This window comes from Streptomyces sp. NPDC007189, assembly GCF_040703635.1.
Taxonomy (GTDB): Bacteria; Actinomycetota; Actinomycetes; order Streptomycetales; family Streptomycetaceae; genus Streptomyces.
Genome location: NZ_JBEYEY010000004.1, coordinates 59,701 through 75,624, shown reverse-complemented (window position 1 = coordinate 75,624; position 15,924 = coordinate 59,701). Strand labels below are relative to the sequence as shown.

The 15,924-nt window shown below is 72.5% G+C and carries 14 protein-coding genes; 8 read left to right on the top strand and 6 right to left on the bottom strand.

The features are described from left to right. Positions 1 to 5 precede the first annotated feature (5 nt). From AB0950_RS09450 to lpdA, 3 genes are all read left to right on the top strand, one after another. On the top strand, positions 6 to 1,577 hold the full coding sequence (locus AB0950_RS09450) for a sodium:solute symporter (RefSeq protein ID WP_366778225.1): 1,572 nt from the start codon (positions 6 to 8) through the stop codon (positions 1,575 to 1,577). Between the two features lie 997 nt (positions 1,578 to 2,574). Next, the gene (locus AB0950_RS09445) at positions 2,575 to 3,759 is read left to right on the top strand and encodes an anhydro-N-acetylmuramic acid kinase (protein WP_360575601.1); all 1,185 of its coding nucleotides are present in this window, start codon (positions 2,575 to 2,577) and stop codon (positions 3,757 to 3,759) included. 120 nt (positions 3,760 to 3,879) lie between these two features. After that, positions 3,880 to 5,295, top strand: coding sequence for a dihydrolipoyl dehydrogenase (gene lpdA, locus AB0950_RS09440; RefSeq protein ID WP_366778224.1), 1,416 nt, complete (start codon positions 3,880 to 3,882; stop codon positions 5,293 to 5,295). A gap of 62 nt (positions 5,296 to 5,357) precedes the next feature. Here lpdA and AB0950_RS09435 read toward each other — a convergent pair whose 3' ends face one another. After that, the gene (locus AB0950_RS09435; protein WP_360146916.1) at positions 5,358 to 5,810 is read right to left on the bottom strand and encodes a DUF4442 domain-containing protein; all 453 of its coding nucleotides are present in this window, start codon (positions 5,808 to 5,810) and stop codon (positions 5,358 to 5,360) included. Positions 5,811 to 5,959: 149 nt separating this feature from the next. Between AB0950_RS09435 and AB0950_RS09430 the strand changes: the two genes are divergently transcribed. Next, positions 5,960 to 6,970 (top strand): hypothetical protein, encoded by a 1,011-nt coding sequence (locus AB0950_RS09430; RefSeq protein ID WP_366778223.1) that lies wholly within the window; start codon positions 5,960 to 5,962, stop codon positions 6,968 to 6,970. A 55-nt stretch (positions 6,971 to 7,025) separates the two neighbouring features. On the opposite strand, the gene AB0950_RS09425 is transcribed toward AB0950_RS09430, so the two are convergent. Further along, entirely contained in the window at positions 7,026 to 7,238 is a 213-nt protein-coding gene (locus AB0950_RS09425) for a hypothetical protein (RefSeq protein WP_360146922.1), read from the bottom strand. Positions 7,239 to 7,344: 106 nt separating this feature from the next. Here AB0950_RS09425 and AB0950_RS09420 point away from each other — a divergent pair, with 106 nt between their 5' ends. Then, positions 7,345 to 8,631 carry an MFS transporter gene (locus tag AB0950_RS09420; protein WP_366778222.1) on the top strand — a complete coding sequence of 429 codons (1,287 nt, stop codon included), beginning with the start codon at positions 7,345 to 7,347 and terminating at the stop codon, positions 8,629 to 8,631. Here the strand turns inward: AB0950_RS09420 and AB0950_RS09415 are convergent. The 3 genes from AB0950_RS09415 to AB0950_RS09405 all read right to left on the bottom strand — a co-directional run bounded on the left by AB0950_RS09415 (position 8,593) and on the right by AB0950_RS09405 (position 11,688). Further along, positions 8,593 to 9,438, bottom strand: coding sequence for a fused MFS/spermidine synthase (locus AB0950_RS09415; RefSeq protein WP_366778221.1), 846 nt, complete (start codon positions 9,436 to 9,438; stop codon positions 8,593 to 8,595). The two genes, AB0950_RS09420 and AB0950_RS09415, sit on opposite strands and share 39 nt — an antisense overlap. A gap of 85 nt (positions 9,439 to 9,523) precedes the next feature. Continuing rightward, positions 9,524 to 10,699, bottom strand: coding sequence for an elongation factor Tu (tuf, locus tag AB0950_RS09410; protein WP_360575597.1), 1,176 nt, complete (start codon positions 10,697 to 10,699; stop codon positions 9,524 to 9,526). A 266-nt stretch (positions 10,700 to 10,965) separates the two neighbouring features. Continuing rightward, positions 10,966 to 11,688 carry a DNA alkylation repair protein gene (locus AB0950_RS09405; protein WP_366778220.1) on the bottom strand — a complete coding sequence of 241 codons (723 nt, stop codon included), beginning with the start codon at positions 11,686 to 11,688 and terminating at the stop codon, positions 10,966 to 10,968. A 131-nt stretch (positions 11,689 to 11,819) separates the two neighbouring features. Here AB0950_RS09405 and AB0950_RS09400 point away from each other — a divergent pair, with 131 nt between their 5' ends. After that, the gene (locus tag AB0950_RS09400; RefSeq protein WP_360146936.1) at positions 11,820 to 12,971 is read left to right on the top strand and encodes a glutathione-independent formaldehyde dehydrogenase; all 1,152 of its coding nucleotides are present in this window, start codon (positions 11,820 to 11,822) and stop codon (positions 12,969 to 12,971) included. A gap of 110 nt (positions 12,972 to 13,081) precedes the next feature. After that, positions 13,082 to 13,870, top strand: a complete 789-nt coding sequence (locus AB0950_RS09395; RefSeq protein ID WP_366778219.1) for a TVP38/TMEM64 family protein — start codon at positions 13,082 to 13,084, stop codon at positions 13,868 to 13,870. Positions 13,871 to 14,080: 210 nt separating this feature from the next. Here the strand turns inward: AB0950_RS09395 and AB0950_RS09390 are convergent, their stop codons facing one another. Then, positions 14,081 to 15,256, bottom strand: coding sequence for a thiolase family protein (locus AB0950_RS09390; protein ID WP_360146942.1), 1,176 nt, complete (start codon positions 15,254 to 15,256; stop codon positions 14,081 to 14,083). Between the two features lie 124 nt (positions 15,257 to 15,380). On the opposite strand from AB0950_RS09390, the gene AB0950_RS09385 reads away from it, so the two are divergent. Continuing rightward, entirely contained in the window at positions 15,381 to 15,851 is a 471-nt protein-coding gene (locus AB0950_RS09385; protein WP_366778218.1) for a helix-turn-helix domain-containing protein, read from the top strand. Positions 15,852 to 15,924 lie beyond the last annotated feature (73 nt).

Sequence of the window (15,924 nt, the reverse complement as noted above, 5' to 3'; positions counted from 1 at the left end):
TGAGCGTGCGTCAACTCGACCTCGTGGTGGTCGTCGTCTATCTGGTGGCGATCGCCGTGATCGGACTGCGCCTGGCCGGCCGGCAGAGCACCGCGAAGGACTACTTCGTCGGCGAGGGCAGCATGCCGTGGTGGACGGTGTCGTTCTCCGTGGTGGCCACCGAGACCAGCGTGCTCACCGTGATCAGCGTGCCCGGCGGCGCGTACAGCGGGCAGGGCTTCGGGAACGTCGAGCTGGCCCTCGGCTACGTCATCGGCCGCGTGGTCGTGGCCACCGTGCTGATCCCCCTGTACAAGCGGGGCGGCTTCGTCAGCGCCTACCAGTACCTGGGCAGCAGGTTCGGGCTGAAGCTGCAGGGGCTCGCCTCGGTGACGTTCGTCTTCACCCGGCTCCTCGCCGAGGGCGTCCGGCTGTTCGCCTCCGCCATCCCGATCAAGCTGCTGCTCGACGAGTTCGGGGTGCACGCGGGCTACCGGCTGATCATCATCGTGCTCACGGCGATCACCGTCGTCTACACCTACCTCGGCGGCATCAAGGCGGTCATCTGGACCGACGCCATCCAGATGGGCCTGTACCTGGGCGGCGCGGTCCTCGCCATCGCCGTGCTGTCCGGCCACGTCGGCGGCAGCGGGTTCGCCGGCGCGCTGCACTCGGGCCACTTCAAGCTGTTCGACACCGACTTCACCCTGGCGCACGTCCTGACCAGCCCCTTCGCCCTGCCGACCGCGATCGTCGGCGGCGCCATCTTCGCCATGGCCAGCCACGGCTCGGACCAGCTGATCGTCCAGCGCGTCCTGGCCACCCGCTCGCTGCGCGACGGCCAGAAGGCCATGATCGCCTCCGGTGTCTTCGTCACCCTGCAGTTCGCCGCCTTCTCGCTCGTCGGCGCGCTGCTGTGGTCGTACAACCAGGGCAAGGACTTCAAGCAGCTCGGCCTGAGCAGCTCCGACAACCTCTACCCCCAGTTCATCCTGCACGGGCTGCCCGTGGTGATCTCCGGTCTGCTGGTGGCGGGCATCCTCGGCGCCGCGATGGGCTCGCTGTCCTCGGCCCTGAACTCCATGTCGAACTCGACGGTCGCCGACATCATCCACAGCTTCTTCCGCAGCACGCCGTCCGAGGAGTCGCTGCTGAAGCTCGCCCGGGTGATGACGCTGGTGTGGGCGGTGCTGATGGCGGTGTTCGCCTGTGCGTTCAGCACCAGCACCGGCAACGTCTACCTGACCGGCCTGACGATCGCGGGCTACACCTACGGCGCCCTGCTCGGCGCGTTCCTGCTCGGACGCCTCGTCCGGCGCGCCAACGAGATCGACTCCGTCGTGGCGTTCCTGGTGACGATCGGCGTGATGACGTACATCGTGCGCAGCGTCAAGATCGACGCCCACGTGGCCGGCGCCACCGTGCCGACCGCGATCGCCGCCCAGTGGCTCGTGCCGATCGGCGTCGTCATCACCCTGATGGTCGGCGGCCTGACGAGCCTGTTCCACCGCGCCCCCGAGACCGCCACGATCCCGGCAGGCGACGGCGAACCGGCCCCCGGCACCGGCCGCATCGCGACAGCCACCGGCACCGATTGAGGGCGCACATCCGGGCTGGGCCGACGGCCTCGGCACCGTACCGACCTGCGACCGCGCACCCGCCGCGGACCTGGTGACCGCGCTGGTCGCGGGCGGCGACCCCGGGCACGGGACCACCGCCCCGGCCCCGTACCGACCAGCGACCGCGCACACCCCCGGCGCGGGCCACCACCTCGGCACCGTACCGACCAGTCACCACATACCCCCGGTGCGGGGCCACCGCCTCGGCGTCGTCCCGACCTGCCACCACGCACACCCCCGGCGCGGCGCCACCGCCCCAGCCCCGTCCCGACCATCCAGCGCGCCATCCCCGGTGCGGGGCGACCGCACCGGCGTCGCCCCGAGCTGCCACCGCGCACATGCCGGGTGCGGGGCCACCGCCCCCGCCCCGTCCCGACCTGCCACCGCGCAAACCCCCGGTGCGGGGCCCACCACCCCGGCCCCGTCCCGACCAGTCACCGCGCACACCCCCAGCGCCGGACCACCACCTCAGCCCCGACCCAACCTGCCACCACACACACCCCCAGTGCCGGACCACCACCCCGGCCCCAACCCAACCTGCCACCACACACACCCCCAGCGCCGGACCACCACCGCAGCCCCAACCCAACTGCCACCACACAACCCTCAGTGCCGGACCACTACCGCAGCCCCGACCCGACCTTCCACCGCACATACCCCCGGCGCCGAGCCACCACCTCAGCCCCGACCAGCCACCACACACACCCCCGGCAGCCGGACCACCACCCCAGCCCCAACCCAACCTGCCACCACACACACCCCCGGCGCGGCGCCACCGCCCCAGCCCCGACCAGCCACCGCACACCCCCGGCCACCGGGCCGCCACCCCGGCGTCCCCTCGACCTGCGATCGTGCACATCTTCGCTGCTGGGGCCGCCGCCTCGGCCCCCGCACCCGTCCCGACCCCCGAGGGAGAAGCCATGCCACAGCGTCGACAGACGCCGCCCACGCGGCGGACGAGTCGCCGGGAGGTGCCGTGCGCGTGATCGGCCTGATGTCGGGCACCTCCTACGACGCCATCGAGGCCGCCGCCGCGGACCTCGCCCTGGAGGGCGACACCCTGCGGCTACGGCCCCTCGGGCACCTCTCCGTGCCGTACCCGGACGCGTTGCGGGACCTGATCGGCGCCACTTTGCCGCCGGCCACGACGACCACGCATGCCGTCTGCGCCCTGGACACCGGCGTCGGCCAGGCCTTCGCCGGCGCCGCCGCCCGCGCGCTGCGCGAGCTGTGCGACGGCAGCGCCGACCTCGTGGTCTCGCACGGCCAGACCGTGCACCACTGGGTGGAGGACGGCACCGTCCGCGGCACGCTCCAACTCGGCCAGCCGGCCTGGATCGCCGAGGCCACCGGGCTGCCGGTCGTCGCCGACCTGCGCAGCCGTGACGTGGCCGCGGGCGGGCAGGGCGCACCGCTGGTCGGCATGACCGACACCCTGCTGCTGCGCGCCCTGCCCGGCACTCCGGCCGCGCTCAACCTCGGCGGCATCGCCAACGTCACCGTCCTCGCACCCGGCGCCGAACCGCTGGCCTTCGACACCGGCCCCGCCAACGCCCTGCTGGACGCGGCCGTACGGCACTTCACCGGCGGAGCCGCCACCTATGACGAGGACGGGCGCAGGGCCGCCGCCGGCCGGACCAGCCAGGAACTGCTGCGCGCCCTCCTCGACGACCCCTACTACCACCGGCCGGCGCCGAAGAGCACCGGCAAGGAGCACTTCCACCTGCCCTACCTGCAGCGGGCACTGGCGGCGGCGCCCACCCCGGACCCCGACGACGTCCTGGCCACCCTGACCCGGCTCACCGCCGTCACCGTGGCCGACGCCTGCCGCGCCCACGGGGTCACCGAACTCGTCGTCTCCGGCGGCGGCACCCGCAACCCGGTGCTCATGCGCATGATCGGCGAGGAGCTGCCCGGCGTGCGGCTGCGGCCCAGCGACGACCTGGGCCTGCCCTCGGACGCCAAGGAGGCCCTGGCCTTCGCCGTCCTCGGCTTCCTCACCGTGCACGGGCTGCCCGGCACCCTGCCCTCGGGCACCGGCGCCCGCCGGGCCACGCTGCTCGGCAGCATCACCCCCGGCGCGGCGCCGCTGCGCCTGCCCGAACCCGCCGCACAGCCACCGCGCCTGCTGCACGTCGACCGCCCCGCCCTTCCGTCATGAGGCGGCTCCGCACCGCACCCGGGTGAAGTCCACGGCCGCCCGGCGGCGCCGCCGTTTGCCGCCGGGCGGGAACGGGGAACCCTGGCCGAGCCCGAACGCGTCCCGCTGCAGGAGGCATCGATGACGGACGAGCCGGAGGACCGCTTCGACGTGGTGGTGCTCGGTGCCGGACCGGGCGGCTATGTGGCCGCTATCCGCGCCGCCCAGCTGGGCAGACGCGTCGCCGTGGTGGAGCGGAAGTACTGGGGCGGCATCTGCCTGAACGTGGGCTGCATCCCGACCAAGGCCCTGCTGCGCAACGCCGAGCTGGCGCACATCGTCACCCGCGAGGCGAAGACGTTCGGCATCCGCGCCGACGGACCGGTGTCCTTCGACTACGGCGAGGCGTTCCGCCGCAGCCGCAAGGTCGCCGACGGCCGGGTCAAGGGTGTGCACTACCTGATGAAGAAGAACAAGATCACGGAGCTCGACGGGCACGGCACGTTCCTCGACCCGCACACCCTCCAGGTGTCCGGCTTCGACGGCGACACCCGCACCATCGGATTCGACCACTGCGTCATCGCCACCGGCGCCACGCCCAAACTGCTGCCCGGCACCCGGCGCACCTCCCGCGTGGTCACCTTCGAGGAACAGATCCTCGCCGAGGAGCTGCCGCGGTCGATCGTCATCGCGGGCGCCGGCGCGATCGGCGTCGAGTTCGCCTACATCCTGCACAACTACGGCGTGAAGGTCACGCTGGTCGAGTTCCTGGACCGCCTCGCCCCGCTGGAGGACGCCGAGGTGTCCGCGGAACTCGCCAAGCAGTACCGCAGGCTGGGCATCGACGCGCTCACCTCGACCCGGGTCGAGTCCATCGACGAGTCGGGCCCCCAGGTGCGTGTCACGGTCACCGGCAAGGACGGATCCCGGCAGGTCCTGGAGGCCGACAAGGTGCTCCAGGCGCTCGGCTTCGCCCCCAACGTGGAGGGCTACGGCCTGGAGACCACCGGCGTGCGGGTCTCCGAACGCGGCGCGATCGAGGTCGACGGCCGCTGCCGTACGAACGTCCCGCACATCTACGCCATCGGCGACGTCACGGCGAAGCTGATGCTCGCGCACGCGGCCGAGGCGATGGGGGTGATCGCCGCCGAGACGATCGCCGACGCGGAGACCATGGAACTCGACTACGCGATGATCCCGCGCGCCACCTTCTGCCAGCCGCAGATCGCGAGCTTCGGCCACACCGAGGAGCGGGCGCGCGAACTGGGCTACGACGTCAGGGTGGCGAAGTTCCCGTTCACGGCGAACGCCAAGGCGCACGGCCTGGGCGACGCCACCGGTTTCGTGAAGCTGATCAGCGACGCGAAGTACGGCGAGCTCGTCGGCGGGCACCTGATCGGACCCGACGTCACCGAGCTGCTGCCCGAGCTGACGCTGGCCCAGCAGTGGGACCTCACCGTCCACGAGATCGCCCGTAACGTCCATGCCCACCCGACGCTCGGCGAGGCGGTCCAGGAGGCGGTGCACGGCCTGGCCGGACACATGATCAACCTCTGACGCACGCCGAGCGCCGACCGGCCGCCGAGCGCCTCCGTCCCCGGCGGCTCTCCTCTACGGTTTCAGCCGTTCAGCCGCAGGGTCCACACCACGGTCATCTCGCCGGTGACGGCCCCGTCCTCGCGCTGGATGGCGATGTCGACCGGGAACTCCGGCCGCCCCCCGGCGTCCAGCTCGGCGACGACCTCGGCCGCCGGGCGGCCCAGGGTCGCCGTGGCGGTCACCGGCCCCATCGCCAGCTTCTTGTAGGCGATCTCGGCCCGCACCGCGAGCGGCACCGCGCGCGCCAGCTGATCGCCGAAGGCCGTGAGGACGATCGCACCGCTGGCGGACTCGGCCAGGGTGAACATGGCGCCGGCGTGGGGGCCGCCGATGTGGTTGTGGTAGTCCGGCTGGTCCGGCAGCCGCAGCACGGCACGCTCCGGGCCGACCTCGACGAACTCCAGGTTCAGGGTCCGCACCATCGGAACGGCTGCGGCCAGCATCTCGCCCATCGAGGCGCTCTCAACTGTCATGCACCCGATGTTACTGGCGAGTAGCGAAACTGGCCAGCCCCGCGCGCTCCCCACCGACCAGCGCGAACCGCCGCCCGCCCCGTTTCGCTACGACCCTGACGAGGGCCGGTGACCGAATCGTGTCCGGGGCGGCACTAGGGTTACTGGCCATGTGGCCAGATCAGCAGCCGCCAGGGGGCGCGCCGAACCCGCAGAACAACCCGCAGCTGAATCCGTATCAGCAGCCGGGTTACCAGCAGCCGAACCCGTACCAGCAGCCCGGATACCAGCAGTATCCGCAGGCCGGGCCGTACGGTCAGCAGCCGCAGCCGCCCGCCATGCCCGCCCCGCAGCCCCCACAGGGCGGCGGCGGCCGCACCAGGCTGATCGCGATCGTCGCGGCCGCCGCGGTCGTGGTCGCCGCGGGCGTGACGGGGTATCTCGTCCTCGGCAAGAAGGACGGCACGGACGACCAGGCCGGCGGCGGCAAAGGCGGGCAGCACGCGAGCCAGTCACCGGCTTCCCAGCCCACGGGCGGCTCGTCGGCGACCGACGACCCGCGCGGCACCGGGACCGAGAAGCCGACCGTCCCCGGCTGGAAGGTCGTGGTGAACCCCAAGTGGGGCATCGCCTTCGACGTGCCGGCGGAGTGGGAGGTCCAGTCCCCCGGCATCGCCGTCAACTTCACCTTCCCGAAGGGCGAGACGGACACCGGCATCACCATGTCGGGCATCGCCGAGTACAAGTCCAAGTGGTGCACCTCGGACGACGACAAGGACGGCCGCACCGAGGACACCCCGCTGGCGGTCGTGGGCACCAAGGGGGCGAACGGCGCCAAGAACACGGACGAGATCGCGGTCAACACGCCGGCCTGGTGGGTCTACGGCGGCTACACCCAGCCCGACAAGAAGAGCATCTCCTGGGACAAGAAGGCCACCGCCTTCACCACGGACTCGGGCATCAAGGGCAGTTACGCCTGGGCGCAGTCGACGCACACGCCGAAGAAGGGCAAGTGCGTCAGCGACGGCAAGGCACTCACCTTCGGCTTCCAGAACTCGGCGCACGACTATGTGTCGTTCAACTTCTACGGCGCCAAGGGCGTGAGCGGCGAGGTGTCCGAGGAGACCGTGCTGAAGGTCCTTCACACGGTCAGGCTGCACGGCGACCCGACGAACCAGTGAGCCCGCACGGTGTTCCGGCCTGCCGTGGCACGGCGGGCCGGAGCACCGTGGAGCGTCAGCCCTGCCTCAGGTAGCCGCGGTAGACCCAGTTGCCCCAGAAGCTGTCGTCCCCGCCGTCGGAGACCTGGCAGCGGGAGAGGCACTCCCAGGTGCCGTCGCTGTTGGCGCACTCGTACCGGGAGGCCACGTGCTGGCCCTTGTACACATGGCCGATCACCTTGCCGCTGGGGCGCGGCGTCTTGTGCACGGGGGCCTTGGTCTTGGTCACGACGTAGCTGTGGGCGACGGGCTGGCACCGGATCGCCCCGGCCGCCGAGGCGGGCACCCTGACAAATAGTCATGGACATGGCTCGATCACCTTAGGGTGGGGGGTCATGGCAGTCAAAGAACCGCGTCTCCGGGCGAGTTGGGCGGGCCGCAACTACTCCCTGCTGACGGCCGCGGCCGTGGTGACCGGCCTCGGTGCGAACGGCTCGCTCATCGCCGCCGCGTTCGCCGTGCTGGACGCGGGCGGCGACGGCGGCGACGTGGGGCTGGTGGCCGCCTCACGCACGGTGCCGCTGGTGGTGTTCCTGCTGGTCGGCGGCGCGCTCGCGGACCGGCTCCCCCGGCACCGGGTGATGGTCGCCGCCAACGCCCTCAACTGCCTCTCCCAGGGCGCCTTCGCCGCTCTCGTGCTGGCCGGCGCACCCCGGCTGTGGCAGATGATGCTGCTCAGCGCGCTCGGCGGCACCGGGCAGGCGTTCTTCGGCCCGGCGGCCGAGGGCATGCTGCTGTCCTCGGTGGAGGGCGAGCAGGCGGGCCGCGCGTTCGCCGTGTTCCGCATGGCCACGCAGGGCGCGGCGCTGGGCGGCGCGGCACTGGGCGGCGCCCTGGTCGCGGCCGTCGGACCCGGCTGGGTGCTCGCGCTCGACTCCGCGGCCTTCGCCGTCGCGGGCGCCCTGCGCTCCTTCCTCGACACCGGCCACATCCCGCCGCGCACCCCTGGCGAGGGCATGCTGGCCGATCTCTGCGACGGCTGGCGGGAGTTCGCCGGCCGCCCCTGGCTGTGGGGCATCGTCGTCCAGTTCTCGATCGCCAACGCGGTGGTCGGCGCGGCCGATGCGGTCTACGGCCCGCTGGTCGCCCGCGACCACTTCGGCGGCGCGGGCCCCTGGGGCCTGGCCCTGGCCGCGTTCGGCGCGGGCACGGTGGCCGGCGCCCTGCTGATGACCCGCTGGAAACCCCGCCGCCTGCTCCTCGCCGGCACCCTCTGCGTCTTCCCCCTCGCCCTGCCCGCCGCCGCCCTGGCCGTACCGGCGCCGGCCGGGGCCCTGGACGCGGTGATGTTCGCGGCCGGTGCGACGGTGGAGGTGTTCGGGGTGTCCTGGATGACCGCGCTGCACCAGGAGATCCCGGAGGAGAAGCTCTCCCGGGTGTCGGCGTACGACTGGTTCGGGTCGGTCTCGCTCATCCCCGTCGCCACCGCGCTGGCGGGCCCCGCGGAGAGCGCCTTCGGCCGGCCGGCCGCGCTGTGGGGGTGCGCCGGGCTGGTCGTGCTGGTGACCGCGCTGGTGCTGCTGGTCCCGGACGTCCGCACCCTGACCCGCCGTACCCAGCGGGTCGCCGGCTGCCCGGCCGGGTCAGCCGATGCCGAACGCCCCGTCGGGGGGCTCGGGTGAGGGCACGGCGTCGGCGTCGTCGACCGGTCGCGCGGAACCGGTGAACTCGCTGATCGCCGCCCCGTGTTCGACCCGCGCCGGGAAGGCGTCCGCCGCGGTGCGGCGGGCCAGCGCGGTGGTGTCGAGGGGCCGGTGCGAGGCGACCAGCACCGCGTTCCCGAACCGCCGGCCGCGCAGCACACCGGGTTCGGCGATCAGCGCCAGCTCCTCGAACACGGCAGCAAATGTGGCCAGTTGGGAGCGCAGGAAGACGAACGGCGCCGCGTCGGCGAGGTTGGCCAGATAGACCCCGCCGGGCCGCAGCACCCGCTCGGCCTCGCGGGCGTAGGCGAGCGTGGTCAGATGCGCCGGCACCCGGGACCCGCCGAAGACGTCGGCGACGAGCACATCGGCGTGATCGTCCGGCGCGGCTTCCAGCCAGGCCCTGGCGTCGGCGGTGTGCAGCGCGATGCCCGAGCCCCGCGGCAGCGGCACATACTCGGTCACCAGCTCCAGCAGCCCCCGGTCGGCCTCGACGACGTCCTGCCGGGAGCCCGGCCGGGTGGCCGCCACGTACCGGGGCAGTGTCAGCGCCCCGCCGCCCAGGTGCAGCACGTCCAGCGGCAGGCCCTCGTCGGCGACGCCGTCCAGCACATATCCGAGCCGCCGGGCGTACTCGAACTCCAGATGCGCCGGGTCGTCCAGATCGACGTACGACTGCGGCGCCCCGTCGACGGTGAGCAGCCAGGCCCGCTCGCGATCGACGTCGGGCATCAGCTTGGCGGTGCCGTGGTCGGTGGTCCGGGTCACGGGTATCTGCTCGGTCACAGGGTCATTGTCGCGTGCCCCGAAGGTGCGCGGGGCACTGCGCGACCAGCCATAAGCGCCGGCAGTTCCCCACGCACCTCAGCCGCTACGAACCGACGGAGCCGACGGTCCCCGCGCCCACGGTCCGCCCGCCCTCACGGATGGCGAACCCGAGCCCCGGCTCCAGCGGCACCTCCCGCCCCAGCTCGACGGTCATCTGCACCGTCTCCCCGGGCCGGGCCACGGCGGCCGGGCCGAGGTCGACGTCCCCCACCACGTCCGCGGTACGGATGTAGAACTGCGGCCGGTATCCGGTGGCGACCGGTGTCGTACGACCGCCCTCGCGGCCCGACAGCAGATACACCCGGGCGGTGAACCGCCGGGCGGGCACCACGCTCCCCGGAGCCGCCACGACATGGCCGCGCCGCACGGCGTCACGCGGCACGCCCCGCAGCAGCACCGCCACGTTGTCCCCGGCCTGCGCCTCCTGCATCGGCTTGCCGAAGGTCTCGAGCCCGGTGACGACGCTCTCCACATCGGCGCCGAGCACCGCCACCCGGTCCCCCAGGCGGAGCGTGCCCCGCTCCACGGCGCCGGTGACGACCGTGCCGCGGCCGGTGATGGTGAGCACGTTCTCCACGGGCAGCAGGAACGGCGCGTCCAGGTAGCGCTCCGGCATCGGCACATAGGTGTCCACCGCGTCGAGCAGCGCCTCGACGGCCGCCGTCCAGCGCGGGTCGCCCTCCAGCGCCCTGAGCCCCGAGACCCGTACGACCGGTACCGCGTCGCCCGGGTAGCCCTGGGAGGTGAGCAGGTCGCGCACCTCCAGCTCGACGAGGTCGATCAGTTCCTCGTCGTCGGTGCCGTCGGCCTTGTTGAGCGCGACGACGATGTGGTCGACGCCCACCTGCCGGGCGAGCAGCACGTGTTCGGCGGTCTGCGGCATGATCCCGTCGAGCGCGGAGACGACGAGGATCGCCCCGTCGAGCTGTGCGGCGCCGGTGACCATGTTCTTCACGTAGTCGGCGTGGCCCGGCATGTCCACGTGGGCGTAGTGCCGGGTGTCGGTCTCGTACTCGACGTGCGCGATGTTGATGGTGATGCCGCGCGCGGCCTCCTCCGGGGCCCGGTCGATGCGGTCGAACGGCACGAAGGTGCCGGTGCCGCGCTCGGCGAGGACCTTGGTGATGGCGGCGGTCAGGGTGGTCTTGCCGTGGTCGACGTGCCCCATGGTGCCGATGTTCAGGTGCGGCTTGGTGCGCACGTAGGCCGTTTTGGACATGGCTGTACCTCGAAGCCTCTCAGGCGGGGAAAAGATGCGGGGACCCCGAGGACTGGCCGACCCTCCCCCTGCGGGGTCCGCCGGTTCGTTCCGGAGAGGGTCAGCTTCGGGCGCCGTCGACGGCGGCCATGAGGATCGGGGCGGCAGCCTTCGGCGCATCCGCGACGGCGGATGCTGCGAGGAGGAAGGCGTACCGGAACATGGGGTCGATCATCGCCGAACGGCGGTGTGGCGTCGAATGGTTTTCGCGGCGGCCGAGGCGAGGCTCAGGGGCCGATGTTCTTCAGCGCCTCCCGGACGGTCAGCGGCGCGAACCGGCCCCGCTCCCGCGCCAGGAAGGCCCGTACGGCGTCCGGGTCGGTCTTGGCGTACTCGCGCAGGGCCCAGCCGATCGCCTTGCGGATGAAGAAGTCGGGGTGCCCGGCCTGGAGCAGGCAGTAGCCGAACAGCCGGTCGGTGTCGGTGGTGTCCTTGCGGGCCAGCTGGTGCAGCAGGGCCGCGCGCACCGGCCACAGGCCGGCGTCGGTGATCCAGGCGTCCATGTCGGCGGTGAGGGCGTGGTCGGCCGCGACGAGGCGTCCGATCACGTGCGCGGCGAGCGGGTCGACGGTGTCCCACCAGGGGACCGTGGTGACGAGGTGCCGGGCCACCGGCAGGAAGCCGGAGGAGCAGCGGCCGGCGTGCCGGCGCAGAAAGTCCATCGCGACGTAGTGGTACTCGCGCTCGGGCAGCGCCCAGCAGCGCAGCGCGACCGCGGTGCAGTCGGCCTCGTCCGGACGCGGGGTGCCGGCGAGGACCGTGCGGGTCAGGGCGCGGCGGGCCGGGGTGGGGATGCCGAGGAAGGGCGCCACGTCCTTCATGTACGTCCGCATCGCGGCCGCCCGCCCGGGATCGGCGGCGGCCGTGAAGGCGGCCGTGACCCGGTCCAGCACGGTGTCGGCGAGGGCACTGCGCGGCACGCGCGGCGCGGGCGTACCTGTGGCGGTCATGAACGAACCCTACTATCGAACACGCGTTCACTTGCGCGCCTGGGACAGCTATGGCGGACGCCGGTTTGCAGCCCCTTCCGCACCGGCGTTACCTGGAAGTACCCGTGGTGTAGCGGGCGGAGGTGACACAGGTGAAAGCCGTCGTCTATGAGGAACCCTTCAGTGTGGTGGTGAAGGACGTCCAGGATCCCGGGATCCAGCATCCCAACGATGTGCTCGTACGCGTCACGTCGACCGCGATCTGCGGCTCCGACCTGCACATGTACGAGGGCCGCACGGCCGCCGAGTCGGGCATCGTCTTCGGGCACGAGAACCTCGGCGTCGTCGAGGAGGTCGGCAGCGGCGTGACCTCCCTGTCCAAGGGTGACCGGGTCGTGATGCCGTTCAATGTCGCCTGCGGATTCTGCAAGAACTGTCTCGCCGGGAAGACCGGCTTCTGTCTGACGGTCAATCCCGGATTCGCCGGGGGCGCCTACGGCTATGTGGCGATGGGCCCGTACACGGGCGGCCAGGCCGAGCTGCTGCGCGTGCCGTACGCCGACTTCAACTGCTTGAAGCTGCCCCCGGGCGAGGAGTTCGAGACCGACTTCGTGCTGCTCGCCGACATCTTCCCGACGGGCTACCACGGCTGCGAACTCGCCCGGGTGTCCCCCGGTGAGAGCGTGGCCGTCTACGGCGCCGGGCCGGTGGGACTGATGGCCGCCTACTCGGCGCTGCTGCGCGGTGCCGCGAAGGTGTTCTCCGTGGACCGGGTGCCCGAGCGGCTGGCCAAGGCGGAGGAGATCGGGGCGATCCCCATCGACTTCACCAAGGGGGACCCGGCTGAGCAGATCAAGGAGCAGACCGGAGGTGAGGGAACCGACAAGGGCGTCGACGCCGTCGGCTACCAGGCCCAGGCGCACGACGCCAGCCACGAGGAACCGGCCATCGTGCTGAACGCGCTGGTCGAGACGGTACGGCCGACGGGCATGCTCGGCGTGCCGGGCCTGTACGTGCCCTCGGACCCGGGCGGTCCCGACGAACACGCCAAGCACGGCCAACTGCTGGTCTCCATCGGCAGGATGTTCGAGAAGGGCCAGCAGATGGGCACGGGTCAGTGCAACGTCAAGCAGTACAACCGGCAGTTGCGCGACCTGATCATCGCCGGGCGCGCCAAGCCCAGTTTCGTGGTCTCCCACGAACTACCGCTGGACCAGGCGCCGCAGGCGTACGAGAAGTTCGACAAGCGGATCGAGGGCTACACCAAGGTGGTGCTCCACCCAGGTCACGCACTCGCCGCGTAAGTCGACTCCTGACACGACCGCGAGAAAAGGGGTCCGGGCGCGCCAGGCGCCCGGACCTCGTCTCGGCCTCCCGGCGGCGATCACAGGCGTTCGTCGGTTAATGTCACCGGATGCTCGATGCCACCCGCTCTGGCACCGCCACGGCCTGTCCCCAGGCAGCCGCCACTCGGCTCGCCGTACCCGTGTCCCCGCTGCCCCGTGCCGGGTTCGCCGGGCGGTGCGCGCGGGCGCTGGTGTCTCCGTACGCGCGGCTGTCGCTGCTGCTCGCCCTGCTCGCCGGTGCCGCCGGGTGCGTGCTCGCCTTCGCGCCACAGCGGCTGCTGACGCACGGGTGGCCGCCGCAGCTCGGCGGGGCGGCGGCGGCCGTGGTGTTCACGGTGGCGTACGGGCTGTGCACCGTGGCGTTCGTGCCGCGTCCCGTGCTCAACCTGGCGGCGGGCGCGTTGTTCGGCTCGCAGCTGGGGCTGGCGACGGCGCTGGCCGGCACGGTGCTCGGGGCGGGCGTGGCGTTCGGGCTGGGCCGGGTGCTGGGGCAGGACGCGCTGCGCCCGCTGCTGCGGGGCCGCTGGCTGCGGGCGGCCGACGGCCAGCTCAGCCGGCACGGGTTCCGGTCGATGCTGGCGGTCCGGCTCTTTCCCGGCGTGCCGTTCTGCGCGGCGAACTACTGCGCGGCCGTCTCCCGGATGGGCTGGCTGCCCTTCCTGCTGGCGACCGCCCTGGGCTCCATCCCTAACACGGCCGCCTACGCGGTGGCCGGCGCCCGCGCCGCCACGCCGACGTCCCCGGTGTTCCTGATCGCCATGGCCTGCATCGCCGTACCAGCACTCGCCGGCTCGGCACTGGCCTGGCGCAAGCGGCACCATTTGCGAGGCGGACAGGCGCCTCGCGAGGGGTCCTGAGCGACCCGCCACGACGAGCGACCCGAGCGCCCAGCCACGCCCCCGCCACCCGAGCCACCCACCACGCCGGCGCAACCCGAGCGACCAACCGTCCCCGCGCGACCCAAGCCCCCCGCCACGCCCGCGTGACCCGAGCCACCCACCACGCCGGCGGAACCCGAGCCACCCGCCACGACGGCGCGGCAGCCGTCCCACGGCACTCCGGTGCGCTCAGTCCCGAACGCCTTCAAGGATCATCGCGTTGGCCAGTCCGCCCGCCTCGCACATGGTCTGCAGGCCGTAGCGGGCGCCGCGCTCGCGCATGGCGTGGACCAGGGTGGTGGTCAGCCGGGTGCCGCTGGCGCCGAGCGGGTGACCGAGGGCGATCGCGCCGCCGTGCACGTTCACCTTGGCGAGGTCGGCGCCGGTCTCCTGCTGCCAGGCCAGCACCACGCTGGAGAAGGCTTCGTTGACCTCGAACAGGTCGATGTCCGCGAGCTTCAGCCCCGCCCTGTGCAGCACCTTCTCGGTCGCCGGGATCACCCCGGTCAGCATCAGCAGCGGGTCGGAGCCGGTGACGGCGAAGCTGTGCAGCCGGGCGAGCGGGCGCAGGCCGAGCCGGGCGGCGGTGTCGCTGGAGGTGATCAGGACGGCGGAGGCGCCGTCGTTGACCGGGCTGGCGTTGCCCGCGGTGACGTTCCACTCGATCTGCGGGAAGCGCTCGGCGAAGGCGGGGTCGTAGTAGGCGGGCTTGAGACCGGCGAGGATCTCCGGGGTGCTGCCGGGACGGACGCACTCGTCGCGGGCGACGCCGTCCAGCGGCGCGACCTCCGCGTCGAACAGGCCGGCCTGCCAGGCGGCGGCGGCCTTGCCGTGCGAGGAGACGGCGAACTCGTCCATCCGCGCCCGGCTGAGCGACCACTTCGCGGCGATCAGCTCCGCACTGATCCCCTGCGGGACCAGGCCCTCGGGGTAGCGCTCCGCGACGCCCGGACCGAACGGGTCCTTGCCCGCGGGCACGTTGGACCACATCGGCACCCGGCTCATCGACTCCACGCCGCAGGCGACCACCAGGTCGTACGCCCCGGAGATCACACCCTGCGCGGCGAAGTGCACGGCCTGCTGGGAGGAGCCGCACTGGCGGTCCACCGTGGTCGCCGGCACCGTCTCGGGGAACCCGGCGGCGAGGACGGCGTACCGGGTGGTGTTCATGGCCTGCTCGCCGACCTGGTCCACGGTGCCGCCGATGACGTCGTCGATCAGCGCCGGGTCGACGCCGGAGCGTTCGACGAGCGCGCGCAGGGTGTGGGCGAGCAGTTGCACGGGGTGGACGTGGGCGAGGGAGCCGTTCGGCTTTCCCTTGCCGATGGGGGTGCGTACGGCTTCGACGATCACGGCGTCACGCATGGCGGGGCCTCCTTGGCCGCCCGGCTGCTCGCGGCGGACCACGGCAGCTACCAGTGAGTAGGAAATCCGGACTCACCATAGCTCGCTTAGTTTGGAAATCAAACCCTCCTCTACACTGGGCGCCATGGCCGCCACGAAAGACCCGCGCCCCTGCTCCATCGCCGACGCCCTCGCGGTGGTCGGGGAGAAGTACTCGCTGCTCGTCCTGCGCGAGGTGTGCCTGGGCAACGGCCGCTTCGACCAGCTCGTGCGCAACACCGGCGCCCCGCGCGACATCCTGGCCGCCCGGCTGCGCCGGCTCGTGGACGCCGGGATCCTCACCAAGCGCCTCTACAGCGAGCGCCCGCAGCGCTTCGAGTACCTGGCCACGCAGGCGGGCCTGGAGCTGCAGCCGGTCCTGATGACGCTCAAGGAGTGGGGCGACCGCCACATCCGCAAGGGCGCCGACCTGCCCATGTCCGTCGAGCACCGCTGCGGCCACGAACTGACCCCGGTCGTCACCTGCCGTGCCTGCGGCGAGGAGATCCACCCCGAGCACCTCACGGCCCATCCGCAGGCGCCGGGCTGGACGGTCAGCGGGCCCACGGCGGCATAAAACCGCCCCACCAAGGGCGCGAGGAACCGCGCGACCGGCCGCGACGAAGCCGCAGACCCCCGAAGGGTGAGCC

Coding starts and splice junctions, on each gene's coding strand:
- AB0950_RS09435 (WP_360146916.1), bottom strand. CDS start 5,810: ATGACAGTTGAGAGCGCCTCGATGGGCGAGATGCTGGCCGCAGCCGTT.
- AB0950_RS09430 (WP_366778223.1), top strand. CDS start 5,960: ATGTGGCCAGATCAGCAGCCGCCAGGGGGCGCGCCGAACCCGCAGAAC.
- AB0950_RS09405 (WP_366778220.1), bottom strand. CDS start 11,688: ATGACCGCCACAGGTACGCCCGCGCCGCGCGTGCCGCGCAGTGCCCTC.
- AB0950_RS09395 (WP_366778219.1), top strand. CDS start 13,082: ATGCTCGATGCCACCCGCTCTGGCACCGCCACGGCCTGTCCCCAGGCA.
- lpdA (WP_366778224.1), top strand. CDS start 3,880: ATGACGGACGAGCCGGAGGACCGCTTCGACGTGGTGGTGCTCGGTGCC.
- AB0950_RS09385 (WP_366778218.1), top strand. CDS start 15,381: ATGGCCGCCACGAAAGACCCGCGCCCCTGCTCCATCGCCGACGCCCTC.
- AB0950_RS09420 (WP_366778222.1), top strand. CDS start 7,345: ATGGCAGTCAAAGAACCGCGTCTCCGGGCGAGTTGGGCGGGCCGCAAC.
- tuf (WP_360575597.1), bottom strand. CDS start 10,699: ATGTCCAAAACGGCCTACGTGCGCACCAAGCCGCACCTGAACATCGGC.
- AB0950_RS09390 (WP_360146942.1), bottom strand. CDS start 15,256: ATGCGTGACGCCGTGATCGTCGAAGCCGTACGCACCCCCATCGGCAAG.